Genomic DNA, 26,361 nt, shown 5'->3' with positions numbered 1-26,361 from the left:
GTCATGGGCAGGAAGGTCGCCGAGCAGCGGGCCCGCGTCGTCGCGGCGCTCGATCGTCTCCGCCACCAGATCGGGCTGGCCCGAGGTGCGGCCCGCAACGCCCGGGCCGCGGCCGAGGCGGACCTCGCGAAGCGGCAGCTGGAGCAGCTCATCGTGCGCGCCGGGATGGAACGCGCCACGCAGGACCCGCAGCTTTGCGAGCGGATGACCGACCCGGCGATGGCCGAGGTGCTCACCTGGCTGAACGGTGTCCGCACGCAGTTCTACGCCGAGTGGGCCGACGGGCCGAACCGGCTGCGCGAGCTGGTCGCCGCGAGCGCGCCCGGCCCCGCGGGCAGGCCACCCGGCGAGTGGCTCGGCCGGGTCGGCACGTCGGCCGGGGTGACGCCACCGGAACTGTGGCGCATCGGCGAGTCCACAGTGGATGGCGGCGACGCGGGGCGGACGCCCGGCACGGAGCTGACGTTCGACGTCGCCGTGCCGCTGCTGGACGAGTCGCACCTGGCGATCACGTCGGCGCCGAAGACGCGCCCGGCCGTGGACGCGCTGGTGGAGAACCTGCTGATGCGCGTGCTCAGCACCTTCGAACCCGGCGCGGTGAAGGTCCACCTGTGGGACGTCGGCCGGCTCACGGCGGTGCTGCCCAACTTCTACGCGCTCAGCCGCACGAGCGCGGTCACGGTGCACGACCCGACACGTCTGGTCGACCTGCTGGACGAGTTCGCCGGGCACATCCGCCGCATCCACGGCTACACGATGCAGGCCGGCTACCCGTCGCTGCGGGCGATGCGCCGGGCCACCGGCAAGCGGCTCGAACCGTGGCGCATCGGCGTGCTCTACGGCAACGGCGAGGAGCTGCAGCCGGAGCAGATCCGCGACCTCAAACGGGTGGCGAGCGGGGCACTGGCGGCGGGGATCTCGCTGATCCTGGTGGACGTTCCGACGATGCTCGGCGGCTCCGTCGAGACCATCAGCCTGCGCAACGAGCGCGAGGCCGTCACGAGCATGACGGGAGCCGACCTCGTGGTGCGGCTGGACCCGCCGTTGCCTGCCGGCCAGGTCACCACCGCGGCGAGCCGGATCGCCGAGGCGCTGATCGAGAAGCAGGGCGGGCCGCGCTCGTTCGCCGACCTGCTGCCCACCGAGTACGGCACCGAGTGCTCGGCGAGGGAGCTGCGCGCACCCGTCGGGTTCTACGAGGGCGAGCCGGTGGACGTGGTGATCGGCGACGCCACCCCGCACGCGCTGATCGGCGGACCGAGCGGCTCCGGCAAGACCAACTTCCTGTACGCGCTGCTGGGTTCGCTGTGCGCCCGGTACTCGCCGGACGAGCTGGCGCTGTACCTGCTGGACTTCAAGGAGGGCGTGTCGTTCGCGGGGCTGGCGCCCGGGCGCAAGGACGCGAGCTGGCTGCCGCACGCGCGGCTCGTGGGCGTCAACGTCAACACCGACCGGGAGTTCGGGCTGGCGCTGCTGCGGTTTCTCGCCGACGAGCTGCGTAGGCGCTCCGCCGCCGCCAAGCAGCACGAGGTGACCAACCTCGCCGAGCTGCGCGAGCAGGACCCGGACGGACACTGGCCGCGCATCGTCGCGGTCATCGACGAGTTCCAGTACCTCTTCGCCGAGCGCGACGCGGTGACGGCGCTGGCGACGTCGCTGCTGGAGGACATCGCGCGACGCGGGCGCTCGCAGGGCATCCACCTGATCCTGGCGAGCCAGGACATCGCGGGCATCGAGGCGTTCTGGGGCAAGCCGGCGGTGTTCGAGCAGTGCACGTTGCGGATCGCCATGCCGAAGGCCCGGCGTGTGCTCGCCGAGACGAACCAGGCGGCGGTGGCCGCGCCACGCTGGCACGCCGTCGTCAACCACGACTCCGGCATCGCACACGGCAACCAGCTCGCGCATATCCCGGACGCGAGTTCGAAGGGTGTGTTCCCCGCGCTGCAGCGGCAACTATGGGAACGCTATGCCGGGCACGGCAGTCCACGCCTGTTCGACGGTGCCCACGCGCCCGCGCTGGAGGACTCGGCGGCGTTCACGTCGCTGTCGCCGACCGAACGCCCGCGCGCGCTGGTCGGCCAGTCGATCGACGTCGCCGACACGGCCCAGGCGGTGGAGCTCACCGGCGCACCGGGCCGCAACCTTGCCGTGCTGGGCACCAGCCAGAAGGACGCGCTGTCCATTCTGGACTCGGCGACGCGGTCGCTGGCGCGGCAGTACCAGCCCGGGCACGTCGAGTTCGTGTTGTGTTGTGCGGTGGAGCGCTGCCTGACCGCCGTCACCGTGCTCGGGGAGCGGCTCGTCGCCGAGGGGCACAAGGCCGACGTGGTGCCCGCCGACGGGCTGTCCGAACTGGTGACCACACTGTCCACCGAGCTGCCCGGCATGCGGACGTCGCGCATCGTCGTGCTGTACGGCGTGGATGCCGCGCTGCCCGCACTCGAACACAAGGAACCCGGCAAGCAGAGCGGGCTCGACCACCTGCGGACGCTGCTCAAGCAGGGTCCCGGGCGCGGGTTGCACGTGCTCGGGTGGTGGCGTGGGGTGGCACGGCTCAAGGACACGCTCGGCTTCGGCGGCACCGACGACATCGGCGCGTGGGCCGCGCTGGACGTGCAGGGCAACGAGCTGGCTCCGTTCTGCGCGGGTCAAGTCGTGCATTGGTCGCCCCGGCCGGATCGGGCGTTGTTCTTCGACCGGACGACGCATTCCTCCCCCGAGGTCGTGATCCCGTTCCGCCGACCGGAGGCCGACGATGAGTGATGGTGTGGGCGACCGCATGGGTGACGGCCTGGGTGACGGTGTGGGTGACGGCCTGGGTGACGGTGCCCGCACGGCTGCCGTGCGGTACAAGGAGATCGTGGGACTGGCCCGCAAGGCGGCTGCCGACCTGCGCGCCTGGGAGGAGTCCCGCGCCGAGGAGCTCAACGGGGAGATCGCCGCGGCCGCCGAGAAGGTGACGGCGGCGACCGAGGCGGAGCAGGCCATGAACGACCGCGCCCGGCGCTGGTGGAACATGGCCGCCGACAACGTCGCGCGACTGTCCTGGTTGGACGTGGGGCCGGAGCCGGAGCCCATCGCCTCGGCGCGCGGCGAGTGGCTGCACCGCTACGCCGAGGACATCCGGCCCGCCTACCACGAGCTGACCCAGGCGGTCCTGAAACTGAGCTGGCGGGCGCGGTAGGCGGCGTTCGCCGGCGCCGCATGTTCGGCAGTGGCGCATGTTCGGCGGCTGGCCCCGCAGCGGCAGCGCGCGCGGGTGAGGCGGGTTGCTTGGCACCGTCCCCGTTTACGCAGGCCGCGCGAGGTAGAGCGGTTGCTTGGCCAGGTGCGCCCCGGCCCGATGGCGCCGGGCGAGGTAGGTCGCTTGGCCACCGTCCCCGTACACCAGGCCGCGCGAGGTGGGCCGACGGGCCGCGCGGTAAGGCGTGGGCCGAGGCTACCGACACGGCCACGGGTCTCGCCCAGGTCACCACTGCCAAGACCCGTGGTTCGTTGCGGCGGCGGCACGCCCGTCGGCCGTGCGTCATGGCGTTCGGTAGGTGTGGCCGGTGGGTGTGGTGATGTTCAGCGTCCCGGTGTCGGTGAGGTGGAATCGCCAGCCGGAGGTGTGTTTGGTGCGGTGGTGGCGTCGGCACAGCCCGATGAGGTTGCCGGTGTTGGTGTCGCCGCCACGCTGGTACGGGACGACGTGGTCCAGATCGGTGTCGTGGGCGGGCCGGTGGCAGGTGGGGAACCGGCATTCCCGGTCGCGGACCTTCACATGGTCGGCGGTGACGGCCGGTGGCCGGTAACGCTCGCGGCCCACGTCGATCGGGGCGCCGGTGTGGGAGTCGGTGACGATGCGCCGCCAGGTGGAATTGGGGTCGAAGGCGATCGCCCGCGCGATCGGCGCCGGGAGAGGTCCGTGCCCCCCGCGAGGTCGGCCGGGTTGTCGGCGACGCCGGCGAGGGTGGCGAAGTCGATGTGGATGAAGATCTCGGCCTTCGGTGAGCCACCGCCCGAGTGCTGACCGAGCAGAAGGTCGGCGAACACGTCCGCCCGCAGCTGATCCATGGTCCGCTCGTCACCGGCGTTGCGCAGCGCGCGGGCACACCGGTCGATCCGCGCATACGCCGCCGAGGCCACCTCGGCGGGCAAATCGGCGGTCAGGGTGGCCATCGCCTCGTCGGCGTGCCTCAGCTCGACCCGCCGTTCCCGCCGCCGCGCCTCCGCCCGCGCCGCAGCACCCTCCGGATCCACCTTGTACACCGCACGGTTCACTATCCGCCGGATCGACGACGGATCCCGCCCCACCAATCGCCCAGCAACCGCCGCATCGACCTCCCCGGCCATGTCATCGGACAACACCGAGGTCGGCTCCGACACCTTCGACGCCTTGTACAAATCAATGTCACCCCGCGACAACGCACCCAACGTTTCCGGAAGCCGGGTCACCAAATCCCGCGCCAACCCTATTTTGATCCGCGCCGCATTCTCCGAAATCGCCAACGCCAGCGCCACTTCCGACGCCACATCGGCAGCATCGTCCCGCGACGCCGAATACTCCACCAAAGCCCGCACTTGCAATGCCTGCAGCCGAGCAATCTCCCGCTCCAGCCGGAGAACCTCATCGATAGAACTTTCCCCCATACCAACGATTCTACCGCGAAATACCGAATCATACGAGTGAACCGAAAAACAACGGAACGTGACCACGAAACCCGTCCCGTGGGGAACTGCCGCTAGCAATCAGACAATGCACGGTGATGCGTGGAGCGGCAGTTTCCCACGGCGCGCCGAAGGCGTGCCTGAAACCCAACCACCCAAGCAACCAAGGCAACCACAACAACGACAACCAATAACGTGAACGGCCCACTCACACCAATTCTGGGCCGAAACGACAACACGAACGGCAGACACAGCGACACAGACGGCAGACACAGCGACCCGAACGGCACACACGGCGACCGCAATCGGCCACACCGCCCCAGGCCTACAAGCCCGCCCCGTTCCCGGGCCGGAACCGGACGACCTGCGGATCGTGATCCGAAGCCTGGGTGGCGAACTCGGCGTTGATGTGCACCACGTCGTATTCGACTCGCCGGGGCGAACGCGACACGAGGATGTGGTCGAGCACCTGGGAGTTGCCGTCGTAGACGTAGCTGTACCGCTCCTCGGGCGGCAGGGTGTCGATCAAGGCCGTGAGGGCGCCGCCGGCCGTAAGGGTCCGCACGGTCGGCGAGAACTGGAAGTCGTTGATGTCACCGGCGACCACGACGTTGGCGCCGGGATCGGCGGCGAGCACGTCGTCGACGAACGCCCGCACCACCTTCGCCTGCGACACACGCTGTTCCTCCGAGCTGCGCACGGGCGGCTGGTAGCGGCCGTGCAGCGGCTGGTCGCCGCCCTTGGACGCGAAGTGGTTGGCCACCACGAAAACCGTCCGGCCGTGGAAGACGAACTCGCCCACCAGCGGTTTGCGGCTGTCGGTCCACGCGGGATTCGCCGGATCGATCCGCCCGGGCGACACCGAAAGCCGCGGCTTGCCGCGCTCCTGCTCGACCCGAACGGCAGTGGTGGCATCACCACCCGGACGGTCCACGAAGGACACTCGGCCGGGGTTGAACAAGAACCCGACCCGGATGTTGCCGCCGGGCTGGCCGCCGTCCCGCAGGTCCTCCGGATCGATCTGCCGCCACTCGTACCTCGGCCCGCCCGCGGCCACGATCGCGTCGACGAACCGGGCGAGCGTGCGTTCCGCCGACACGACGCCGTCGCCGACGCCCTCGGGGCCGTTGTCGTCCTGGATCTCCTCGAGCGTCACGATGTCCGGCGAGGCGAGGTTCTCCACGACGCCGCGGGCGAGCGCGTCGAACTTCTCCTGCTCGTTCACGGCCGCGAGGTTCTCGACGTTGTAGGTGGCCACGGCGAGCTCGCCGCCACGCTGCTTTCGCGTGACTTCCCGCTCGAGGCCGCCGCGCTTGACCTCGCCGAGCACGTTGGCCATGAGTGTGTAGCCGCCGAACTGGTCGTACTCGACGGGTCCGGAGGTGATGCCGGTGAGCGTGTCGCCCACGTCGGCCTGCGGGAACGGCCGCTGCGAGAAGGGGATCAGCGACTCGATCTTGAGGATGCCGGTGTTCGGCCGGTCGTAGCCGCGGTAGACGGTGCCGCCGCGGGCGCTCGGGTTCTCGTCCGGCTTGGTGGTGATGTAGAGCTCGTTGTAGTCCGTGCTGCGGCTGACCAGCCGCGCGTCGGTGACGCCGACGAGCTCGGCCTCGTGCGCCTCCCAGAAGTCCAGCGCGTAGCGGCCGGGTTCCAGGGGCAAGCTCTCGATGCTGCCGCCGGGTTCGGGGGCCAGCCGGCCGGGCACGGTGTCCTCGGTGACGGCCAGCGGCTCGGGCACGGCGTTTCCGCGGGAAACGGTCGTCCAGGTGGCGCCCGTGAGCTGGGTCAGCGACTGGTACGCCGAGTCGGGGCCGTCCGGGTAGTACTCACTGACCCGGCCGGTGACGGTCACGGCATCGCCGATAGCGACCGCGGGTGAGCGCGAGCCGGTGAAGACGAACAGGCCCTCGCTGGTGCGCGGGTCGTCGTCGGGCTGGGTGTCCTGCAGCCAGAAACCACGGGCGGAGCCGAACGTGCGCGTCGCGGTCACCACGCCGGGCACGGTGACCGTCTCGCCGACCAGCGGCGAGACCCGGGTGTGGCCTTGGACGTCGTTAATGCGGGTGGCGGCCGGTTCGGCGGCCGCTGGGGCGACGAACACGACGGAACCGGCTACCGAAAGTGCGGTGACGACCGTAGTCGCCCGACGAAAGAGTGCGGTCACGCGACGATCTTTACCCAGTCGAGTGAACGACGGAAGGACTTTGCGCAACGTGGAGGAGTCCGAAGGTCGGAACCACCCGCCGTCGTCAGCGGCCGAGGCGCGCCCGGATCGTCGAGACCACGGCCCTGGCACCGCCACGTGCGCTCGCGGCGAGCACGGTGGTCCAGTCGAAGTAGTCCCGCCAGAGGACGATCTTGCCCTCACGCACCTCGAACGTTCCGCACACCCAGAACTCGGCCTTCCACGGGCCCGCGGCGAGGACGTCGGTGCGCTCGGTCAGCACGATCGGCCCGTCGGCGGCGATGTGGTGCAGCCGCGCCTCGAAGCCGGAGCCGTACTTCGCCATGAACCGCATCTGTTTCTCGAACGCGCGCTTGCCGCGGGCGGGCTTGACCGGCACGTTCTGGTACACCACGTCGTCGGCCGCGTACGCCAGCGCCTCGTCGATGTCCAGCCGTTCCAGCGCGGACAGGAATGCCCGCACGACCTCGACGGGTGGTGTGGACGATGCTGCGCCGGGCGTCTCGGACATCGGGACCTCCTCGTCGATGGACTCGGTCCGCGCCGAACCTACCGGAATCCTGTGACCAGCGCCTCACAACTGCGCACGACCACGGCGGCGGCGCGCCGTTCGGCGGCCCCCAACACCGGGTTGGCGGCGCAGCCCTGCCAGCGGCGCAGGGCGCCGAACGCGCGCTGCGGGTCCGGGATCTCCACCCCCAGCCGGGACGCGGGCTCGGCGCCGTACCCGCCGAGGAGCCGCACGGCCTCCTCCCGCAACTCGTCCGGCAGCCGGACCCGCCCGGTCGTGACCGCCGACAATGCCCGCAGCTCCGCGAACTCGTGCGCGGCGGCCAGCGTGCGCTCGAACTCGGTGACCAGGGCTGCCGCCTCCGGGCGGGGTTCCATGCGGAGCACCACCTCCAGCCCCAGCAGCGCCGAACGGGCCTTGAGCACCGGCGCGTGCTCGGTGAGGTACCGGGTGATGGAGTCGCGGAGGTCGGTGAATCCACTGCGCTGCAGCAGCTGGGCCGACAGCGCCGTCCGGCTGGTGGCGCCATGCCGCACGAGCGTCGTCGCGAGCCGGACCCCGAAGAGCCCCAGCCGCGCCAGCACCGCCTGCCGGCCGGGTTCGGCGGCGAACCGATCGACCGACAGTAGTAACGGCTCCAGCTCCTCCTTCGGCACGGCGGCGAGCGCGGCCACGGTCTCGAAGTCCTCGTCGGACAGTGTGCGTGCCCCGGACGCGGCCAGTCCGGCCACGGCGACGACGTCCTGGCACATGGCCGCAAGCTCGCCCACGCGCCGGTGGCGCCGTGCGACCTGCCGCGCGGAGACCAGGGCGTCCGGCCTGCCGCCGCCGAGCTCGTCGGCGCGGGAGAGCACCACGAGCGTGGTGATCGGCGACATCCGCGCCACGGGCCGGTCCAGCACGGTGCGGGGCAACGACAGGTCGGCGGCGTGAGGGTGAGCGGTCAGGTAGAGCAGGGCATCGGCGTCGAGGCAGGCCCGCTCGACGACCCCGGTCTCTGCCGACTCGCCGTCGGCTGCCGGGGTGTCGACGAGGATCAGTTCGGGTTGCGAGCGGCTCTGCGGCACGTGGAACCGTGCGACGCCCTGCCCCTGCCACGCCGGTTCGACATCCCCGGCGAGCGCCCGAACCAGCGTCGACTTCCCGGACCCGGCCGGCCCGGCGACGGCGACCCGGATCGGTTCGGCGAAGCGGGCGCGGTGTCCGCGCAGCCAGGCGGTCGCGCGCGGCGAGTTCGCGTACGCCTCCAGCGCCCGGTCCAGCAGTGCCCAGGTCCGTTCCGGCAGGCTCACGCCGTCAGCCCGCGCACGGAGTCGGTGGCCGTGAGGGCGTGGGCCCGCTTGTACAGCGTGTTGAGCTGCTCGACCTGCTTCGCGGCCTCGCGGGACGCGGCTGCCCGCTCCGCGGTCTCGGTGTCGATGACCTGCTTGATCCGCTTGGCGGTGTCGGTGATCTCGGCGCGCAGCTCGTCGGCGACGGCGGCGCACCGGTCGCGCAGCTCGCGGTGGATCTGGCGGACGGTGTCCTTGCTCTGCTTGCCGTAGGCGAGGAAGAAGTCGTCGACGTGCCGGGTCGCCGCCGTTTTCGCCGCGGACTGGCGCCGCTTGAGCCTGCTGCCGCGCTCCTCGAACACGCTCTTCGCGCCGAACGCCGCACCCGCACCGATCGAGATGGGGTTGATGAGCGGCATGCCCGCCAGCGTCGTCGCCAGGCCGAACATCAGCAGCCCGCTGTACGAGCCGCGCATGCCGACGAACAGTTTCTGCCCGATGCCGAACCGTTCGACGTTCGGCATCCTCAGCTCACCGATGTGCTCGCGCGGCACCGGCCCCAGCAGCGCCTCGGGCAACAGACCTTGGCCGCGCGGCGCGATGCGCCGGGCGAGCTTGCGGGCGATCCACTCGAACCGGTCGAGCAGCCACGAGGAGTTGGCCTCGGCGGCGGCCCGGAGGTTGTCGTGCAGCCAGTCGGCGAACTCGGGCCAGTCCTTGGCGGGGTCGGCGACGTCGAAGTACTCGTCGGCCTCGCGGACGATGCGACGGGTGCGGTCGCGCAGGTCGTAGTCGAGATCGGCGATGAGGTCGGCGACCTCGTCGGAGAGCACGGTCTGCCAGCGCGCCGACTCGCGCTGCAGCTCCTCCAGCCTGCGCCCGGCGGCGCGCCAGCGGGCGGTGAGCTCGTCGGTGCCGCCGTCGCGCAGTTCGGCCATGCGTTCCCGCAGCGGCGTGGCGAGCTCCTCGACGGTCATCCGCACCAGCGCCGCCGTCGACCGCCTGCGCAGGAGGTCGACGTGGCCCATCAGGTCCGAGTGCAGGTACCGGACGAGCGTGTGGAAGCCGGACTCCTCGTTGAGCGCCGTGTCGGCGGTGCGGGCCGCGGCGAGACGCAGGGACGCCGACACGGGGATGACCGTCGCGGGCAGGCCGTCGCGCCGCAGCCGGGCACGGTTGCGTTCGGCGACCGCACGCCAGCCCGGCACGAGGTCGATCTTGGTGAGGACGACGACCACGGTCGGGCACAGCCGCAGCACCCGGCCGAGCAGCTCCACCTCGCTCGCGGAGAGCTCCCGGGTGGCGTCGGAGACCAGCAGCGCGGCGTCGGCCTGCGCGAGCACCCCGAGCGTGCGGTGCGTGTACGGCGAGGCCGGGGAGCCGATCGGCGGCGAGTCGATGAGCGTCAGGCCCGATTCCAGCAACTTGCGCGGCAGCCCGACCTCGGCGCGGACGGCGGTGGCGTCGCGGTTGGCCCTCGCGGTGACGGCCTCGACGGGAGCCGGAACCCGGCCGGACGATTCGATGCTGAGCCGGTCGCCGGGGTCGGTGGCGATGGTCGCCGTCGGTTCCGGAGCGTGCTCGACCACGGCGGGAACAGTGGTGGTGACGTCGTCGCCAACAGCACACACGGGAGCGGTCACCAGGCCGTTGACCAGCTGGCTCTTGCCCTGGCCAGGCTCGCCGACCACCACGACGCGCACCTTGGGCCCCGCGAGATCGGCGCGGCGCGTGCGGAGCCGCTCGACCAGGTCGGGGCGCGCATGCAGGCCACAGATCCGGACGGTCTCGTCCAGCACGTCGAGCCAGGGCGTTGCCATCATCGGGCGGAAAGTGTGCCCCGGTCACTCTCCGCAACAAAGGCTGGGCCCGTGATATCCACGAGCCCAGCCTGTTATCGCTCTGAAATCAGTTTCGGGTCAGAGTCCCAGACCCAGGTCACCGGCCTGCGGCGCCTCGACCGGCAGGTCCTGGATCGCACCCGTGGCCTCACCCAGCGGGCTCGAGTTGACACCTTCGGTGACCGGGTTGTGCTGCACGCCCTCCTCGATGGCGGCCGGGATCTCCTGCGGCGCGGGGAGGTCCTGCGGGGCGGGCAGCGGGTTGGCGACCGGCAGCTCCGGCAGCGACACCGGCAGGTCGGCGGGCACGTCCGTGGGCAGCTCGGCCGGCACGTCGGCGGGCAACTCGCCCACCGGCAGCTCCGGCGCGGCGGGCAGGTCGGTAGGCAGCTCGGCCGGCACGTCCGCCGGGACGTCGACGGGCAGCTCGCCGACCGGCAGCTCCGGCGCGGCGGGCAGGTCGGTAGGCAGCTCGGCCGGCACGTCCGCCGGCACATCCACCGGCAGCTCGAGCGGCAGGCCGCCGACGGCGCTGGTCGCGAGGGTGCTCGCGGCCGCCGCCTCACCGCTGCGGGACATGGCCTCGGAGTCCAGCACCTCGGCGAGGTCACCGGTCGGGGCCACCTCGGGCAGCGACGGCTGAGCGGGCTCACCGGCGAGCTCGGCGCCGTAGGAGCCGAACGGGGTCTCGAGCGAGCCACCGACAGCGACGGCGTCCAGGCCGGCAGTGCCGGTGCCCTCGGCGCCGAGGAGGTCGCCCTCGTACGCGGCGCCACCGGCGAAGCCCTCCGTGCTGCCCGCGCCGAAGCCGGTCAGCTCACCCTGCTGGGACGCGAGGCCGAACTCGCCGGTCACGCCCTCGAGAGTGGCGTCGACCATGCCCGCGCCCGCGACGGCGTCGCCGTCCAGCGCCGCGGCACCGCCCGCGCTCTCCGGGCCGGCACCGCCGACGGCGATGTACTCGCCCGCGAGCGAGTCACCGTTGGCGGCGAAGCTGGCGCCGTCGGCGTCCATCTCGCCGGCGAGGCTGCCCGACTCGGCGTCGGAACGGGCGTCGGCGGAGGAGTCCTCGACCTTCGCCGCGGCGGCCTGTGCGACACCCTGCAGCTGCGCGATGGCGCCCTCGATGCCCTCGGCGCCGACGGGCAGCTCGGGCAGCGACTGCAGGCCGGGCAGCGCGGGGACGGCGGAGCCGTAGTCCATGACGAGCGGCACCACTTCCTGCACGTCGAGGGCGGTGATGTCACCGAGGCCCGCGCACTGCAGGACATGCGTCGGGTCCTGGGCGAACGCCGTGCGCGCGGTCGCGTCGGTCAGCAGGGTCTGCACGAAGTCGAGCAGCGTCTGCTCCTCGTGGATGGACAAGAAGATCTCCTTTGCGTGGGATGTCACGACGCCCCGAGAGGCGGTCGCGAGCACGTTAGGAGCCCGGCCACTCGCGGGGCATCGGGGATCACTCCCCGTCATCGGCGCGCGGCGTACGGGGATTCGTTAGGGGATTAGGGGGTGCCGCTCGCCGCGAGTCGGGGGTGCGCGGGGCCGGACCCACTTTGGTACGAAAGGGGACACCCTGGGCCAGGCGAGCGAACAGATCGTGAGGAACCGTCGCGTATGCGCTATGTGCTGGGCATCCACGTCGGTGCCACACGCGTCACGGCCGCGGTCTGCCGTGCCACCGCAGGCCCTTGGGGGCCACCCGAAGTGGTACCGCTCGGCGGTGCGGTGCCGTGGCTGGACTCGGTGCTGCACGTGTCGGCGGCCGGCGAGCTGCTGGCGGGCGAGGCGGCGATGCGCATGGCCGCGACGGAGCCGGAGCGCGTCGCGTTCGGCCCGCTGCGCCGGACGGGCGACCCCGTGCCGTACGTGCTCGGGGAGGTCTCCTACCCGGCCGAGACACTGGCAGCCGCGCTGATCGGGTGGGTCGCCGACCGCGTCGCGGACCTCGAGGGCGCCGCGCCGGAACGCATTGTTGTGACCCATCCGGCCGAGTGGTCCGGGTACCGGCGCGGCCTGCTGCACGAGGCGCTCGATCGCGCCGACTTGCCGGGTGTGCTCGCGTTACCGGCCCCGATCGCCGCCGCGGAGAGCAGGCACGCGCAAGCCGAGGTGCCGCCGGGCGGGACTCTGGCGGTGTGCCGGATCGGGGGCACGTCCGTCGAGACGGCGTTGCTGCGCCGTGGTCCGCGCGGGTTCGACCTCCTCACGCACGCCGAGAACGCCGAATGCGGTGCCGGTGCGCTGCTGGACGACCTGCTCGTGCGGCACGTCGTCGAGCGGACCGGCACCGACCAGCGCGATCCGGATGCGATGGCGCGGCTGCGGTCGGCGTGCGTGGTGGCCAAGGAGCGGCTCGCCCACGCTCGCGAGGTGCACGTCACCGAGGGGCTCGCCGTGCCGCGTGCCGAGTTCGAGCGGCTGGCGCGGCCGGTTCTGGCGGCGGCGGTGACCGAACTGCACCGGATGCTCGCGCAGGCGCCGGGTGACGGCGTCGAAGCGGCGGTGCTGGTGGGCGGCACGGCAGCGGTGCCGCTCGTGCGGGAGCTGGCCGAGACCATGCTGGACTGCCCGGTGGCGGTGGATGACGATCCCGCCACCGCGCTGGCCCGGGGCGCCGCGGTGGCGGCCAGACCGTGTCCGGGACCTCGCCCGGAACCGGGTGCGGACGCGGGCTCGGACGCGGGCTCGGGCTCAGGCTCGGGCGAGCTGGTGACCGCGCGGCACGAGCTGCCCGCCGTGTACCGGGACGGGCCGGACGACCTGGAGCCGCCACCGCCCCGGCCGCCGGTCGAGGTGACCCCGCTGGAACCGCCGAAGCGCACGTTGTCGTTGCGGCGTAAGGACTCCCGGGGCGAGGACCGCCGATGAGCCTGGGCGACCCGGTGCTGTCCCGGGCCTCGGCTGCCGAGCCGGTGCTGGACGAGCCGACGCGCCGGCTGTGCGAGGCCGTCGCGAGCGGGCGGCTGGCACCGGCACGGCTGGCGATTCTCGCGCCCGGCGCGTACGGCAAGACGACGGTGCTGGACCACCTCGCCCGCGGGTGCGCGCGGTCGGGGATCCCGGCCGCGCGGTTCGGCGAGCATGACTCCGGCACCGCGCTGGTGCTCGTCGACGACGCCCACCAGCTCGGCGGCGAGGGCATCGCCCAGCTGCGCGAGCTCGCCGACGACCAGGAGCAGGGCGTGGTGATCGCCGCGCGCCCCTGGCCGCGGTCGGCCGCGCTCAACGACGTGCTGACGAGGCTGTCCGGTCAGATCGTGCTTCGCCCGCTGGACCAGGCGGCGGTGGCTGCCGTGCTGGGCCGCGAGCGCGCCCGGCTCGCCGAGTTCGTGCACGCCGAGACCGCTGGTGTGCCCGGCTACGTCGCCCGGCTGGCTTCCACAGTGGGCAAACAACCCGAGGTTCCTGGCGAGGCGCTGGCGGAGTTCCGCCCGGAGCTCGACCGGCTCGGTGCCGACACGCTCGCTCTGCTGCTGGCCGCGGGCACCGGCGTGACGCTCGACGCGGAGCTGCTCGCCGGGGTGCTCGACTGCCCGGACAGCCGCGTCGGCGAGGTGCTCGACGCGGCACGTGCGACGGGTCTGCTGCGCCACGACGGCACGTTGCTGCCGATCGCGCGCCGTGCGCTGGTCGCCCAGGTGCCGGCGGAGCGCCGGTTCGCCGTGTACCAGCGGTTGGTGCGCGTTCAGCTCGCCCGGCGCGGCCCGGTGCTCGGTCTCGTGCGACCGCTGGTCGACAGTGGACTGACCGGCCCGGAGCCCGCCGCCGCGTTCGAGGCCGCTGCCGACGAGGCCGCGCCGGACGATCCCGCGCTCGCCGCGCGGCTCTACCGGGCGGCCGTCGCGGCCGGCACGCGGCCGGGCGTGGTCGGCGCGCGGTGCGCCGAAGCGGCGGCGCGGGCGGGCGACCTCGACACCGCCGCCCGGCTCGCCGACCAGGTGCTCGCCGACCCCGCCGCTCCCGGTCGGCGCGAGGGTGCCCGCGTCGCGGGAACGGCACTGGTGCATCGCGGCCAGCTCGCCCGGAGCGCGGAGCTGTTCCGGTGGGCAGGTGGCCGGACGTGCACCGGCTACGCCGCGCTCGGCCTGGTCGGCACCGGACGACTCGCCGACGCCCAGCGCCTGCTCGACGCTCCCGCCGACGGCGACGAGCCGCCGACCCTGCTCGCCGGTGCGGTGGCGGCGGCCGCGCAGGGTGTGGTGGAGTCGGTGACCGGACCGCCGGTGACCGCTCTGTCCACTGTGGTCGGCGCGGCCGAGATGCTGGAGCCGGTCGGCCGGTCGGTGTTGTTGCCGGACACGCCCGCCGCGTTGGGTGCGCTCGTGGCCATCCACAGTGGAGAACTCGGGATCGCGGAGACGCTCCTCGAGCGGGCCGTGGCCGCCGAGACGGGCGGCCGGGCGCTCGCGCCGCGGCACACCCTGCTGCTCGGCTGGCTCGCCATGCTGCGCGGGGACACCGACGTCGCGAACGACCGTCTCACCGCCGCCGGCGCGGATCTCTCGCCGCGCGACTGGCTGTTCGCGATCGGACTGCGTGCGGCGCTCGCGCGGAGGGCGAGCGACCTCGGTGCGCTCCGGACCATTTGGGGCGAGGCGTGCGACGCCGTCATCCGGCATCCGGTGGACCTGTTCACACTGCTGCCATTCGGTGAGCTGTCCGTGGCCGCCGCACGGCTCGGCGACCGCGACCGGCTGGCGCACCAACTCCGCCGGGCACACGAGCTGCTGGCCGCGCTCGGCGACCCTCCACTGTGGTCGGTATGGCTGCGCTGGAGCGGCCTGCATGCGGCGATCATGGCGGAGGCGCGCGATGAGGCGGCCGAGCACGTGCGCGCCCTCACGGACGGCGCGCGGCACAGCGGGTTCCACACGACCATGGCGACCGCCGCCGAGTGCTGGCTGCGAGTCATCGGCGGCGACGTCGACGCCGAATGCGTCGAAGCGGCGGCCCGGGGCCTGCACGACGCCGGCTTGCGCTGGGACGCCGCGCGGCTCGCCGGCCAGGCCGCCATCCGCACGACCGACCGGTCCGCGATGGTGACCCTGCTCGACTGCGCACGTCAGCTCCAGGGCCGCGCGCCCGAGCCGGCGACCGCGCCCACTGGGGCCACGCAGCTGAGCGAGCGGGAGCTGCAGGTGGCCGAGCTGGTCGTCGCCGGGATGACGTACAAGCAGGTCGGCGACCAGTTGTTCATCTCGGCCAAGACCGTCGAGCACCACATGGCACGCATGCGCCAGCGCCTCGGCGCCACCAGCCGGAGCGACCTCCTGGCCCGCCTCCGCGCCGCCGTCGCGGACCGGGCTGGGTAAGCGGGGCGTCCCGGCAGACCCAGGGGCCCAGCATGGTCCGCCGAGTGCGCGGGGTCCGGCGGTCGAGCGGGAACGGGCACGTGGCGGTCAAAGCGGTGGACCGGGTGAGGTTCCGCCGCGTGGCGGAGCGGTGTGCCCCGTTGCGGCCCGGGCGCAGGTGACGTGGCACTGCGGCTCCGCGAGCCGTGGGCAGGACGGCAGGCGTCGCACCGTGCGAGCATCATGGTCACGACCCGTACAGCGGGCCGCATCGCCTGCTGCGGCCCGGAGTTACCGCGTTCGGTAGGTGTGGCCGGTGGGGGTGGTGATGCGCAGGGCTCCGGTGTCGGTGAGGTGGAATCGCCAGCCGGGGGTGTGTTTGGTGCGGTGGTGGCGGCGGCACAGGCCGATCAGGTTGGCGGTGTTGGTGTCGCCGCCACGCTGGTACGGGACGACGTGGTCGAGGTCGCTGTCGTGGGCGGGTCGGTGGCAGGTGGGGAAGCGGCATTCCCGGTCGCGGACCTTCACATGGTCGGCGGTGACGGCCGGTGGCCGGTAACGCTCGCGGCCCACGTCGAGCGGGGCGCCGGTGTGCGGGTCGGTGATGATCCGCCGCCAGGTCGAGTTCGGGTCGAACGCGATCGCCCGCGCGATCGGCGCCGGGAGTGGTCCGTGTCCAGCGAGCTCGGCAGGGTTGGTCGACAGGCCGACCAGCGAGGCGAGGTCGATGTGGATGAAGATCTCGGCCTCCGGTGAGCCCCCACCTGGGTGGTCGCTGAGAAGCAGGTCGGCGAACACGTCGGCCCGCAGCTGATCCATGGTCCGGCCGTCGCCGGCGTTGCGCAGCGCGCGGGCACACCGGTCGATCCGCGCATACGCCGCCGAGGCCACCTCGGCGGGCAAATCGGCGGTCAACGTGGCCATCGCGTCGTCGGCGTGCCGCAGCTCGACCCGCCGTTCCCGCCGCCGCGCCTCCGCCCGCGCCGCAGCACCCTCCGGATCCACCTTCTGCACCGCACGGTTCACCATTCGCCGAATCGACGAGGCATCCCGCCCCACCAACCGCCCGGAGACCAGCGCATCCACCTCCCGCGCCCGCGAATCAGACAAGACCGCTGTCGGTTCCGAGATTTTCGAGGCTTTGTACAGATCGATCTCGCCCCGGGACAACGCACCCAACGTTTCCGGAAGCCGCGACACCAAATCCCGCGCCAACCCGATTTTGACCCGCGCCGCATTCTCCGAAATCGCCAACCCCAGCGCCACTTCCGACGCCACATCCGCAGCATCATCCCGCGACGCCGAATACTCCACCAAAGCCCGCACCTGCAACGCCTGCAGCCGAGCGATCTCCCGCTCCAGTCGAACGACGTCATCAAGAGAACTTTCCCCCATGCCCACGATTCTACCGCGAAGTACCGAATCATATGAGTGAACCGAAAAACAACGGAACGTGACCACGAAATCCGTTCCGTGGGGAACTGCCGCTAACCACCAGACAATGCATGGTCATGTGTGGAGCGGCAGTTTCCCGCGGCGCGCCGCAGGCGTGCCTGAAACCCAACCACCCAAGCAGGCCAGGCAACCACAACAATGGTCCCCTGACGGAAATTCCAGCTTTCGTGAGCGTCGAACGAATCGTGCCATGGGCGGCACTGCCCACGACGACGGGAGCGGGCGAGACGGCTAGCGGAACCGCGACACGACAACGCCAACCGCACACACGGCGACGTGAACGGCCGACACGGCAACCGCAACCGCAGACACGGCTACTGGAACCGCACACACGGCAAACCAGGCCCCGCCCCGAACCGCCCGAACCCCCGTCCGGTCAGTACCGCCGGTCGATCACGGCACCGGTGGACGAATTCCACTGGATGTAGCCGCGCTGGAAGTTGTTCCGCCGCCCGCCGGGTACCGCGAACTCGCCGCTGGTCGGGTAGCCCAAATAGGACCGTTCCCAGCCGAGCGCTGCCCACCGTTGCCGGATGGCGCCGTAAACGTCGCGCGCACCGGTGCCGGCGGTCCAGTAGATCGAGCCGGACTTCGAGAAGTGGTTGTATCGGCCACGCCCATCCGGGGTCACCGACTCGTCCGTCGTCGGATACCCGAGCGGCCCACGCTCCCAACCCAACACACGCCACCGATCCCGAATCGCACCCCAAACACCGTGCGCACCCGTCGACGCAGTCCAGTAGATCGAGCCGGCTTTGGTGAAGTGGTTGTATCGGCCACGCCCGTCCGGGGTAACCGACTCATCGGTCGTCGGATACCCGAGCGGCCCACGCTCCCAACCCAACACACGCCACCGATCCCGAATCGCACCCCAAACACCGTGCGCACCCGTCGACGCAGTCCAGTAGATCGACGTCGGCATACCCGTGCCCGTCATGCCGGTGAAGTGGTTGTACCGGCCGGTTCCGTCGGGCGTCGCCGACTCGTCGGTGGTCGGCACCCCGTGTACGCGGTGGCCGCCCAGCGCGAGGTACTTGTCGTAGATCGCGCCGTACACGGCCTTCACGCCGGTCGCCTGCGTCCAGTAGAGCCTGCCGCCCTCGTACGTGCGGTAGCGGACCCCGCCGTCGATCACCTCGGGGCCGACCGGCTCGCCCAGCACCTCGCGCAGTTCCGGCTCCGCCTCGTACCGCGAGTCGATGGGGCTCGCGTAGATGGCGGTGAGGTGGACGTCCCGCGCGGGCATGGTGAACGTCTGTGACGGCTCGGTCACGCCGTCGTCCCACCGCACGAACCGCGAGCCGCCGTCGCTGGCGATCGTGGCCGCCCGCACCTCCACGTCGGCGCCCTCGGTGACCATCGCGGTCGGCCCGCCCGTGCCCTCGGCCGGGATCTCCAGCGCCGCGGGCACTGTGCTGGTGAGTGTCACGCGGTATTCGCGCGGCAGGGCTCTGTAGGTGTAGGTGGTGGAGACCCCCGCGCTGTCGGTCGCGGTCGCGGTGAGCTCCATGCGCGAGTCCGGATGGTTCGTGAACGGCACGGTGAAGGTGGCGCCCTCACCGGCCGGGCCAGGGTGGAAGTGGCACGTGTCGGCTTCGGCGCAGTGCACGGTGCTGCTCGTCCACGTCACATCCAGCGCGCCGTCCTCGGTATCGGTGGCGCTCACCTGCACGGTCACCGGATCGCCGACGGCGTAGGTGACGTCCTCCGGCGTCTCCGGCGTGATCACGGGCGAGTGGTTGCCGGGCACGACCGTGAGGTCGACGGTGCCGGTGGCTCCCAGCGGGTCGGTCACCGTGAGCCGCGCGGTGAACCGCTCGGCACCGGCGCCGTAGGTGTGGGTGGCGCGCACGCCCGTGCCGGTCGGGCCGTCCCCGAAGTCCCACCGGTAGGTCAGCGGGTCGCCATTGAAGTCGAGCGACTCGGACGCGTCGAACGTCACCGTGCGCGTGGCCGGGTCGGTGCTCGTGGTGGCCTTCGCGATGGGCTCGGCGTTGCCGGGCACGTAGCTGAGCCTGCGCAACTGTCCGGAGTAGATGTCGGCGTAGACGATGTCACCGCCGGGCCCCGTCGCGAACTTCACCGGTCCGCCGATGTCCGAACCGAACGGCGGGTTCTCCGGTGGGCGCGTCAGGTTTCCCTGCGCGTCGTAGGCGACCGTCCACATTCGCTTGCCGGAGTAGTCGGCGTAGAAGTAGGCGCCGTGGTAGCGCTCCGGATAGTTCGTTCCCGTGTAGACGACGCCGCCGGTCACGCTGTTGCCCTGATCGGGTCCGGAGCCGTGGTGGTACGCCACCAGCGGATCGGTGTTCGGCACGCCTGCGCAGCCGGGCAGGTCGCGGTAGCCGGGTGTGCGGACACGTCCTTCCCAGCACGGCCAGCCGTAGTTGCCGCCCGGCCGCACGATGTCGATCTCTTCCCACGTCTGGTAGCCGACGTCGCCCACCACCGGGAGGCCGGTGCGCGGGTCGAGCGTCAGCCGGAACGGGCTGCGGAAGCCGAACGCGTACACCTTGCTCCGCACCGCTCCGGGCGCCGCGGGGTCGTAGTAGGGATTGGACGGCACCCCGTCCCCATTGGCCTGGATCCGAAGGATCTTGCCCTGCGGCTGGTTGATGTCCTGTGCGCGTAACGCGGCCGGGTCGGTGCCCTCGAAGTCGGACGTGTCGCCGATCGACACCCACAGGGTGCCGTCTTCGGCCGGGATGATGCCGGTGAGGCCGTGCACCAGGAAGCCTGCGGGTATCTGCAGCAGCGTCTGCGCGCTTCCCTGGACCAGGCCGGTCGGCTCGCCCGTGCCGGCGAGCTGCCAGCGTTCGAGCCGCAGCACCGACCCGGAGGCCTGGGGCACCGAGCGCGCGAGGTAGATCGCGCGCGAGCTGGTGTAGTCCGGCGCCACCGCGATGCCGACGAGCCCGGAGTCGCGTGTGGGGTCCACCTCCAGCATGGCGAGCTGGCGGCTCCTGCTGCCGTCGGCCGACGCCCACGCGAGCTTGCCCAGCTTGCCGGTGCTGACCACGCTGCCGTCGGGGAGGTAGGCGAAATCGGTCAGGTCGAAGGCGGCCTGCCCGCTCGGCTGGTCCCGCAACACGAACCCGCTGGGCAGTACCGGAGCCGCCGCGGCCTCGCGGGCCGGGAGCCCGGCCACCAGGCCCACGGTCAGCAGGGAGACAAGGACGGCGGCACCCAGGCGTCCGGTGATGGTTCTCGCAGCACTGCGCATGCCGGGCTTTTCGGCAGGGGCGCGCGAAGCGTTGCAAGCCCACGGCGACGTGATGTGATCGTTACCACATATACGTGGACCGGATACGACAACGGGGCAGACACGAGAACTCGCGCCTGCCCCGTTGAGCAGCGGTAGCGGTGGGATTTGAACCCACGGACGGGGGTTACCCGTCACGCGATTTCGAGTCGCGCTCCTTCGGCCGCTCGGACACGCTACCGCCGGATACGATACTGCATCGGCTCAGCGCGTCTCGAACGGGTCCGCCGCAGGGCGCTGTCCTGCGAAGAACTCCGCGAGCAGCGCCGCGCACTCCGATTCCAGCACCCCGCCGATCACCTCCGGCCGGTGGTTGAGCCTGCGGTCGCGGACGACGTCCCACAGCGACCCGACCGCCCCGGTCCTCGGCTCCCACGCGCCGAACACGACGCGGGCCACCCGTGCGAGCACCAGCGCGCCCGCGCACATCGTGCACGGTTCGACGGTCACGGCCAGGGTGCAGCCGGCGAGCCGCCAGCCGTCGCCGTACTCGCGCGCCGCCGCCCGCAGGGCGAGGATCTCCGCGTGGGCGGTCGGGTCTCCGAGCTCCTCGCGGGCGTTGTGGGCACCGGCGAGCAGACGACCGTCGGGCGCGAACACCACCGCCCCGATCGGCACGTCCGCGGTGTGGCGCGCGCGTCGCGCGACCTCGATGGCGGCGCGCACGGCGTCGGCGTCGGTGCGGGCCTTCGGCGGCTTCACAGCTCGTCGAGCACCTTGCCGAACTCGTCGGCGAAGCCGCACCGCTGGGCGATCATGCTGAGCTGCTCGTCCGGGTAGAGCTCCACCTCGTTGACGATCACCTCGAGCTCCGCACCCGGCATCCCGAGGTCGGCGAGGACCTCGAGATCGCCCTCGGGCCAGATGACGTCGTCGTCCTCGTCGGGCGGCTCGACGCGCAGCAGGTCGAGCACGTCCGCGGCGATGTCGTAGTCCAGCGCCGCCGCGGCGTCCGACAGCAGCAACGACGCCCCGCCGGGGGTCGGGCGGACGATGACGAAGAACTCGTCGTCCACCGCCAGCAGACCGAACACGGCGCCGGTCGAGCGCAGCTTTCTCAGTTCGGTGATCGCGGCGTCCAGCTCGGTGAGCGCAGCCGGGTCCAAAGGGCTGCACCGCCACCGGCCGTCCTCGCGCACCACGGCCACCGCGAACCCCGTGATCGGCTCCTTCACCGCCATGCGCCCACCGTATACCTGGTTGACCTTCGACGATGCCCGAAGTCGTCACCCGTCCGACCGCACCCGACGGCACGGACGGCCGTGCCACCATTCACGCCATGACCGGACCCCACGAGCTGCCCTCGCTGCCCGACGTCCGCCTGGCCGGGCTCGCCGCCGAGGCGCGCGCCCTGCAGGCCGACACGGTGGCGCTGCGCAGGGAGCTGCACCGCCATCCCGAGATCGGGCTGAACCTGCCGCGGACCCAGCAGGCGATTCTCGACGCCATCGCCGTCCTGCCGCTCGAGGTCACCACCGGCAGGACGACGACCTCGGTGACCGCGGTGCTCCGTGGCAGAAGACCCGGTCCGGCCGTGCTGCTGCGGGGTGACATGGACGCCCTGCCGATGCCCGAGGACACCGGCGAGGAGTTCGCCTCGACGGTGCCCGGCGTCATGCACGGATGCGGGCACGACACGCACGTCGCCATGCTCGTCTCGGCCGCGCGGCTGCTGTCGGCCCACGCGAACGAACTCGCCGGCTCAGTGGTGTTCATGTTCCAGCCGGGCGAGGAGGGCTACCACGGCGCGCGGCACATGATCCACGACGGCGTGCTGGACGCCGCGGGCGAGCGCGTGGAGCGGGCGTTCGGCCTGCACATCTACCCCAACTTCCCCAGCGGGCAGATCCGCACGCGGGCGGGTGCGCTGATGGCGTCGGCCGACACGTTCTCGGTGCGCGTCACGGGTAAGGGCGGGCACGGCTCGCTGCCGCACAACGCCGTCGACCCGGTTCCGGCCGCCGCCGCGATGGTGGGCGCGCTGCAGACGATGGTGACGCGCCGGGTGAACGTCGCCGACCCCGCCGTGGTGTCGGTGACCCGGATCGAGGCGGGCACCACCACCAACGTCATCCCGGAGACCGCGGTGCTGGAGGGCACCATCCGCGCGCTGTCCGAGGCCACCCGCGCCCGCGTGCACGCCGAGCTGCCCACGGTGTGCGATGGCATCGCCGCCGCGCACGGCTGCCGCGCGCTGATCGACATCGAGCCCGGCTACCCGCCCACGATCAACGACGCCGACGAGGCCGCCCGCGTGCTGGGCCTTGCCGCCGAGGTGCTGGGCGCGCCGAACGCCGCCGAGATGGCCGCGCCGATCATGGGCGCCGAGGACTTCTCGTACGTCCTGCAGCGGGTTCCCGGCGCGTTCGCCTTCCTCGGGGCGTGCCCGCCCGGCACGGACCCGGACGACGCGGCGTCCAACCACTCCAACCGGGCCCGGCACCACGAGGACGCGATGGCGAACGGTGTCGCGATGTACGCGGCGTACGCCCTCGACACGCTGCGCTAGCAGGCGCGGGCGCGAACCCGCCGGGAGGCAGCGTGTCCCCTTGGGCGGTGCCGGGAGAGGAGAGGCAGGATGGGGCCCGTGCGAGACGTGTGTGTGATCGGGCTCGGCCTCATCGGTGGCTCCGTGCTGCGCGCGGCCGTGGCCGCGGGGCGGACGGCGTGGGGCGCTTCGGAGTCCACTGTGGATGCCGAGGCCGCCGCGGCCGACGGCTACGACGCGGGCTCCGACGTCGCGGCGGCCCTGCGCAGGGCGGCCGCGAACGACGCGCTCGTCGTGCTCGCCGTCCCGCTCACCGCCGTGGACGCCGTTCTGCGCCTGGTCGCCGAGCATGCCCCCGGGTGTCTGCTCACCGACGTCACCAGCGTGAAGGGGCCGGTCCGGGACGCGGTGCGCCGGTCGGCGCCGGACGCGCGGTTCGCGGGTGGGCATCCGATGGCGGGAACCGCCGAGTCCGGCTGGAAGGCGGGCACGCCGGAGCTGTTCTCCGGTGCGGCGTGGGTGGTCTGCGTCGAGGACGACACCGACCTCTCGGCGTGGCGGGAGGCGGCGATGCTGGCCCTGGATTCCGGCGCGCACGTGGTGCCGTTGCGCGCGGACGCGCACGACGAGACGGTCGCCCGCATCTCGCACCTGCCGCATCTGCTGGCCGCGGTGCTGGCGACGGTCGGCGCCCAAGGCGGACCGCTCGCGGCCGCGCTCGCCGCCGGGTCGTTCTCCGACGGCACCCGCGTCGCCGGCAGCCGCCCGGAGCTGGTGCGCGCGATGACCGAGGGCAACCGAGCGGCACTGCTGCCGGTGCTCGACGAGGCGCTCGGCCTGCTCGGCGCCGCCCGCGGCTCGCTGGCCTCGACCGGTGGCCTCGCAGCGACCGTCAACGCCGGCCACGACGCGTTGCGGTCCCTCACCGAGCACCGGGCGGCCCCCCGCGCGAGCGTGACGCTCGACCTGGGCGCGCCCGACGCCCGCGAGGGCCTGCTCGCACTGGGCGAACGCGGCGGGCGGCTCACCGCACTGGACGGCGAGACGCTCACCGGAGAGGTCGCCTAGGCGGCCCGCGTCACTGCGGGTTGGGCGGGTTCGGCGGGTTCACCGGCGGCTGTGGAGGCTGCTCCGGACCAGCGCCCGGCTGCTGTCCGGGTCCCGCCTGCGGACCGCCCGAACCTGGCCGGCCGCCCTGGCCCCCCGACTGCTTGTGCAGGTAGTCCTTGGCCTTCTTGGTGACGTCGTCGATCTTGTCGGCCTTGTTGCCGAAGCGGGACTTCGCGAAGCCGCTGGCCTTGTCGATGCCCTGTTCGACCTTGTCGCTGTTCTTGGTCAGCGCGTCCTGCGCCTTCTTCTTGAGTTCGTTGAAGTTGATGCCCATATGACCAATCCACCAGCATCGGCGCCCGGGCGCAACGTGGGGGACTCTTTTGTGGTTCAGCCTCTGCGCCGGAAAAGGAATCGTGACCTGGTCGGATCCGGTCCGCAAACGGCGCCGAACGCGTTCTCGAGCTGATCGGTGACGCCGGCGAGCTGCTCGGTGTCGGGTAGCTCCACGTCGGCAGGCTCGCGCTGGCTGCGCACCGCGTCGGCCAGCTCGCCGAGCGCGCCCGTGATGAGCCGGACGTCGGACTCGGCGGGCGGCTCGGCGCCGTGCTCGATGGTGACGACGACGGCGGTCACCGCGTCGGTGACCTGTTCCAGCGCCACGATCGCGGGCCACCACGCTGCCGCCTGCCGGCCGGCGGGCGAGGGTTCCACGACGATCTGCTGGAACGCCGTGCGCAGGTCGGCCAGGCCTCGATACGCCTTGCGCCGGCGGCGGGAACGCTCGGCCCGGTCGGCGGCGGTGTCCGCGGCGCGCAGGCCGTAGTCGACGTAGCGCGCGACCGTGTCGGAGACGTCGGCCAGCCGCCCGCCGACGCGCGGGCGCAAGCTGCCCGGCCAGAGCAGGTAGCCGAACACCAGCACGATCACGCAGCCCGCGACGGTGTCCACGAGCCGCGCGAACACGACGTCCCAGTCGCCGCCGGTGGTGAGGTCCATCTGCAGGATGATCAGCGGGGTGGTGAACGCGCTGAGGATGCCGTAGTTGCGGACCTTCCCGATCGCCACTCCCGCCGCCAGCAGCGCGACGAACACCACGAGCGCCAAGGGGTTCGCGTCGAGGCCCAGGCCCAGCGCGACGGCTCCGATGCCGACCCCCACGACAGTGCCGAGCCCGCGCAACACGGCCCGGCCGAACACCGAGCCGAAGTCCGGTTTCAGGACCAGGCCGACGGTGAGGGTGATCCAGTACGAGTTGTCCAGCGGCACGATGAGCCGTACCGCTTCCGCGAGCGCGACGCACAGCGTCAGGCGGCCCGCGGCGATCCATGTGAGCGGCCCGGAGGTGAGCGAGCGGAGCCAGTCGAGCACGCGCCGGTGGGGCGGCACGCGGTCGCCGCGGCTGCGTTCGTGTTCGGTGCTGATCTTGGTGAGCGCGTGGTACAGCGCGGCGATCGCGGGGTCGGGGTGGTCGCGCCGGGGCGGATCGGGTAGCGGCGCGTCGGCGAGCACGGCAGTGGCCAGTGCCGTGAAGTGCTCGATGACGTCGCGTGGTGCGCGTGCACCCGCGTTGACCATGGCGACCGAAGCCTCCACGGCCGGTGTGCTGGCCGACAGGAGACCGAGCAGCTTGCGGTAGGTGGCGTCCCGGCCGGACAGCCACGAGCGGGCGCCCAGCAGCCGGTCGTAGGCGGTGCTCATGGCAGCGGTCAGCTGCTGGCGCGCGGCGAGCGACGTCGGCGCGTCCTGCGCGGAGTGCATGGCGGCCAGCTCGATGTAGACCTGCGCCACGGCCTGCCGTTCCGGCGACGTCGCGTGCACCGTCCATCCGGCCAGCGCGACGAGCAGGCCCCACGCGCCGCCCGAGACGACGCACGCCAGCGCGGGCCCGGGCGCGGTGCCCGCCTCAGCCTGTCCGACACCCAAGGTGGTGAAGACGAACAGCTGGAGCGCGGCGATGGAGGCGTTGTTGCCTCCGGCGCTGATCAACGCCGACACCGCCGCGATCAGCACAACCGTCGGATGCGACAGCAGGGGTTCGGCGCCCGTGGTCAGGCCGGTCGCGAACCCGATGAGCGCCGCCGCCACGGCTCCGGCGAGCCGGAGCGCGCGATACCGATAGGGGCCCGCGACGTCGGCCGTGACGGTGGGCAATGCTCCTGCCGACACGAGCGCGCCGACGGCGAGCTCGCCGACCCCCGCCCCCACGGCGACCGGCACGGACAGAGCGATCGCGGCGCGCACGGTCCGGCTCCACGGGACGGGCGCCGGGTTAGTCCGTAGCAGGTGGGCGAGCCAGCGCGGCGCGGGCAGATCGGCACGGGGCGAGCTCACACCCACATCTTGGCCTATTCGGTTAT

19 protein-coding genes and 1 tRNA gene are annotated in these 26,361 nt (G+C 72.2%); 6 read left to right on the top strand and 14 right to left on the bottom strand.

The features are described 5' to 3' along the window. Positions 1 to 3: 3 nt before the first annotated feature. Together ACFSZT_RS06225 and ACFSZT_RS06220 are read left to right on the top strand one after the other, a co-directional pair. Positions 4 to 2,763 (top strand): FtsK/SpoIIIE domain-containing protein, encoded by a 2,760-nt coding sequence (locus ACFSZT_RS06225; protein ID WP_377389557.1) that lies wholly within the window; start codon positions 4 to 6, stop codon positions 2,761 to 2,763. Beyond that, complete coding sequence (locus ACFSZT_RS06220; protein WP_449301407.1) at positions 2,756 to 3,184, top strand: hypothetical protein; 429 nt, start codon at positions 2,756 to 2,758, stop codon at positions 3,182 to 3,184. Before ACFSZT_RS06225 ends, ACFSZT_RS06220 begins: the two co-directional genes overlap by 8 nt. Positions 3,185 to 3,526: 342 nt before the next feature. Here ACFSZT_RS06220 and ACFSZT_RS06215 read toward each other — a convergent pair whose 3' ends face one another. From ACFSZT_RS06215 to ACFSZT_RS06185, 7 genes are all read right to left on the bottom strand, one after another. Next, the gene (locus ACFSZT_RS06215) at positions 3,527 to 3,763 is read right to left on the bottom strand and encodes an HNH endonuclease signature motif containing protein (RefSeq protein WP_377389559.1); all 237 of its coding nucleotides are present in this window, start codon (positions 3,761 to 3,763) and stop codon (positions 3,527 to 3,529) included. Further along, the gene (locus tag ACFSZT_RS06210) at positions 3,760 to 4,698 is read right to left on the bottom strand and encodes a DUF222 domain-containing protein (RefSeq protein WP_377389561.1); all 939 of its coding nucleotides are present in this window, start codon (positions 4,696 to 4,698) and stop codon (positions 3,760 to 3,762) included. Before ACFSZT_RS06210 ends, ACFSZT_RS06215 begins: the two co-directional genes overlap by 4 nt. Before the next feature lie 277 nt (positions 4,699 to 4,975). Further along, the gene (locus ACFSZT_RS06205; RefSeq protein ID WP_377389563.1) at positions 4,976 to 6,751 is read right to left on the bottom strand and encodes an endonuclease/exonuclease/phosphatase family protein; all 1,776 of its coding nucleotides are present in this window, start codon (positions 6,749 to 6,751) and stop codon (positions 4,976 to 4,978) included. Between the two features lie 148 nt (positions 6,752 to 6,899). Continuing rightward, positions 6,900 to 7,346, bottom strand: a complete 447-nt coding sequence (locus ACFSZT_RS06200; protein ID WP_377389565.1) for a limonene-1,2-epoxide hydrolase family protein — start codon at positions 7,344 to 7,346, stop codon at positions 6,900 to 6,902. Between the two features lie 38 nt (positions 7,347 to 7,384). Further along, positions 7,385 to 8,638: a GTPase gene (locus ACFSZT_RS06195; protein ID WP_377389567.1), complete on the bottom strand. Its 1,254-nt coding sequence runs from the start codon at positions 8,636 to 8,638 to the stop codon at positions 7,385 to 7,387. Further along, positions 8,635 to 10,440, bottom strand: coding sequence for a dynamin family protein (locus ACFSZT_RS06190; protein WP_377389568.1), 1,806 nt, complete (start codon positions 10,438 to 10,440; stop codon positions 8,635 to 8,637). The genes ACFSZT_RS06195 and ACFSZT_RS06190 overlap by 4 nt, the downstream gene beginning before the upstream one ends. A gap of 96 nt (positions 10,441 to 10,536) precedes the next feature. Then, complete coding sequence (locus tag ACFSZT_RS06185) at positions 10,537 to 11,823, bottom strand: IniB N-terminal domain-containing protein (protein WP_377389570.1); 1,287 nt, start codon at positions 11,821 to 11,823, stop codon at positions 10,537 to 10,539. Positions 11,824 to 12,069: 246 nt separating this feature from the next. Between ACFSZT_RS06185 and ACFSZT_RS06180 the strand changes: the two genes are divergently transcribed. Further along, positions 12,070 to 13,323 (top strand): Hsp70 family protein, encoded by a 1,254-nt coding sequence (locus ACFSZT_RS06180; protein WP_377389572.1) that lies wholly within the window; start codon positions 12,070 to 12,072, stop codon positions 13,321 to 13,323. Next, on the top strand, positions 13,320 to 15,767 hold the full coding sequence (locus tag ACFSZT_RS06175; protein ID WP_377478188.1) for a LuxR C-terminal-related transcriptional regulator: 2,448 nt from the start codon (positions 13,320 to 13,322) through the stop codon (positions 15,765 to 15,767). The genes ACFSZT_RS06180 and ACFSZT_RS06175 overlap by 4 nt, the downstream gene beginning before the upstream one ends. 270 nt (positions 15,768 to 16,037) lie before the next feature. Here the strand turns inward: ACFSZT_RS06175 and ACFSZT_RS06170 are convergent, their stop codons facing one another. From ACFSZT_RS06170 to ACFSZT_RS06150, 5 genes are all read right to left on the bottom strand, one after another. Continuing rightward, positions 16,038 to 17,141: an HNH endonuclease signature motif containing protein gene (locus ACFSZT_RS06170; RefSeq protein WP_377478186.1), complete on the bottom strand. Its 1,104-nt coding sequence runs from the start codon at positions 17,139 to 17,141 to the stop codon at positions 16,038 to 16,040. 436 nt (positions 17,142 to 17,577) lie between these two features. Beyond that, on the bottom strand, positions 17,578 to 20,424 hold the full coding sequence (locus ACFSZT_RS06165; RefSeq protein ID WP_377478184.1) for a PQQ-dependent sugar dehydrogenase: 2,847 nt from the start codon (positions 20,422 to 20,424) through the stop codon (positions 17,578 to 17,580). A gap of 132 nt (positions 20,425 to 20,556) precedes the next feature. Beyond that, a tRNA-Ser gene (locus ACFSZT_RS06160) sits at positions 20,557 to 20,644 on the bottom strand. A 23-nt stretch (positions 20,645 to 20,667) separates the two neighbouring features. After that, positions 20,668 to 21,165: a nucleoside deaminase gene (locus ACFSZT_RS06155; RefSeq protein ID WP_377386913.1), complete on the bottom strand. Its 498-nt coding sequence runs from the start codon at positions 21,163 to 21,165 to the stop codon at positions 20,668 to 20,670. Then, a complete protein-coding gene (locus tag ACFSZT_RS06150; protein WP_377386916.1) occupies positions 21,162 to 21,644 on the bottom strand; it encodes a tRNA adenosine deaminase-associated protein in 483 nt (160 codons plus the stop codon). Before ACFSZT_RS06150 ends, ACFSZT_RS06155 begins: the two co-directional genes overlap by 4 nt. A 98-nt stretch (positions 21,645 to 21,742) precedes the next feature. Between ACFSZT_RS06150 and ACFSZT_RS06145 the strand changes: the two genes are divergently transcribed. Together ACFSZT_RS06145 and ACFSZT_RS06140 are read left to right on the top strand one after the other, a co-directional pair. Further along, positions 21,743 to 22,972: a M20 metallopeptidase family protein gene (locus tag ACFSZT_RS06145; protein ID WP_377386919.1), complete on the top strand. Its 1,230-nt coding sequence runs from the start codon at positions 21,743 to 21,745 to the stop codon at positions 22,970 to 22,972. A gap of 69 nt (positions 22,973 to 23,041) precedes the next feature. Continuing rightward, positions 23,042 to 24,019, top strand: a complete 978-nt coding sequence (locus ACFSZT_RS06140) for a prephenate dehydrogenase (RefSeq protein WP_377386922.1) — start codon at positions 23,042 to 23,044, stop codon at positions 24,017 to 24,019. A gap of 10 nt (positions 24,020 to 24,029) precedes the next feature. Here the strand turns inward: ACFSZT_RS06140 and ACFSZT_RS06135 are convergent, their stop codons facing one another. Both ACFSZT_RS06135 and ACFSZT_RS06130 read right to left on the bottom strand, forming a co-directional pair. Beyond that, entirely contained in the window at positions 24,030 to 24,335 is a 306-nt protein-coding gene (locus tag ACFSZT_RS06135) for an antitoxin (protein ID WP_377386925.1), read from the bottom strand. 56 nt (positions 24,336 to 24,391) lie between these two features. Beyond that, positions 24,392 to 26,335 carry an FUSC family protein gene (locus tag ACFSZT_RS06130; protein ID WP_377386928.1) on the bottom strand — a complete coding sequence of 648 codons (1,944 nt, stop codon included), beginning with the start codon at positions 26,333 to 26,335 and terminating at the stop codon, positions 24,392 to 24,394. Between the last annotated feature and the right edge of the window lie 26 nt (positions 26,336 to 26,361).

Source organism: Prauserella oleivorans, assembly GCF_042685745.1.
Lineage (GTDB): Bacteria > Actinomycetota > Actinomycetes > Mycobacteriales > Pseudonocardiaceae > Prauserella_A > Prauserella_A oleivorans.
This window is presented reverse-complemented; position numbering and strand designations above follow the sequence as displayed.

Excerpts from the sequence above, each read along its gene's own strand:
- ACFSZT_RS06200 (WP_377389565.1), bottom strand. The coding sequence starts at position 7,346 with ATGTCCGAGACGCCCGGCGCAGCATCGTCCACACCACCCGTCGAGGTC.
- ACFSZT_RS06140 (WP_377386922.1), top strand. The coding sequence starts at position 23,042 with ATGGGGCCCGTGCGAGACGTGTGTGTGATCGGGCTCGGCCTCATCGGT.
- ACFSZT_RS06175 (WP_377478188.1), top strand. The coding sequence starts at position 13,320 with ATGAGCCTGGGCGACCCGGTGCTGTCCCGGGCCTCGGCTGCCGAGCCG.
- ACFSZT_RS06225 (WP_377389557.1), top strand. The coding sequence starts at position 4 with ATGGGCAGGAAGGTCGCCGAGCAGCGGGCCCGCGTCGTCGCGGCGCTC.
- ACFSZT_RS06170 (WP_377478186.1), bottom strand. The coding sequence starts at position 17,141 with ATGGGGGAAAGTTCTCTTGATGACGTCGTTCGACTGGAGCGGGAGATC.
- ACFSZT_RS06220 (WP_449301407.1), top strand. The coding sequence starts at position 2,756 with ATGAGTGATGGTGTGGGCGACCGCATGGGTGACGGCCTGGGTGACGGT.
- ACFSZT_RS06180 (WP_377389572.1), top strand. The coding sequence starts at position 12,070 with ATGCGCTATGTGCTGGGCATCCACGTCGGTGCCACACGCGTCACGGCC.
- ACFSZT_RS06190 (WP_377389568.1), bottom strand. The coding sequence starts at position 10,440 with ATGATGGCAACGCCCTGGCTCGACGTGCTGGACGAGACCGTCCGGATC.
- ACFSZT_RS06145 (WP_377386919.1), top strand. The coding sequence starts at position 21,743 with ATGACCGGACCCCACGAGCTGCCCTCGCTGCCCGACGTCCGCCTGGCC.
- ACFSZT_RS06165 (WP_377478184.1), bottom strand. The coding sequence starts at position 20,424 with ATGCGCAGTGCTGCGAGAACCATCACCGGACGCCTGGGTGCCGCCGTC.
- ACFSZT_RS06150 (WP_377386916.1), bottom strand. The coding sequence starts at position 21,644 with ATGGCGGTGAAGGAGCCGATCACGGGGTTCGCGGTGGCCGTGGTGCGC.
- ACFSZT_RS06135 (WP_377386925.1), bottom strand. The coding sequence starts at position 24,335 with ATGGGCATCAACTTCAACGAACTCAAGAAGAAGGCGCAGGACGCGCTG.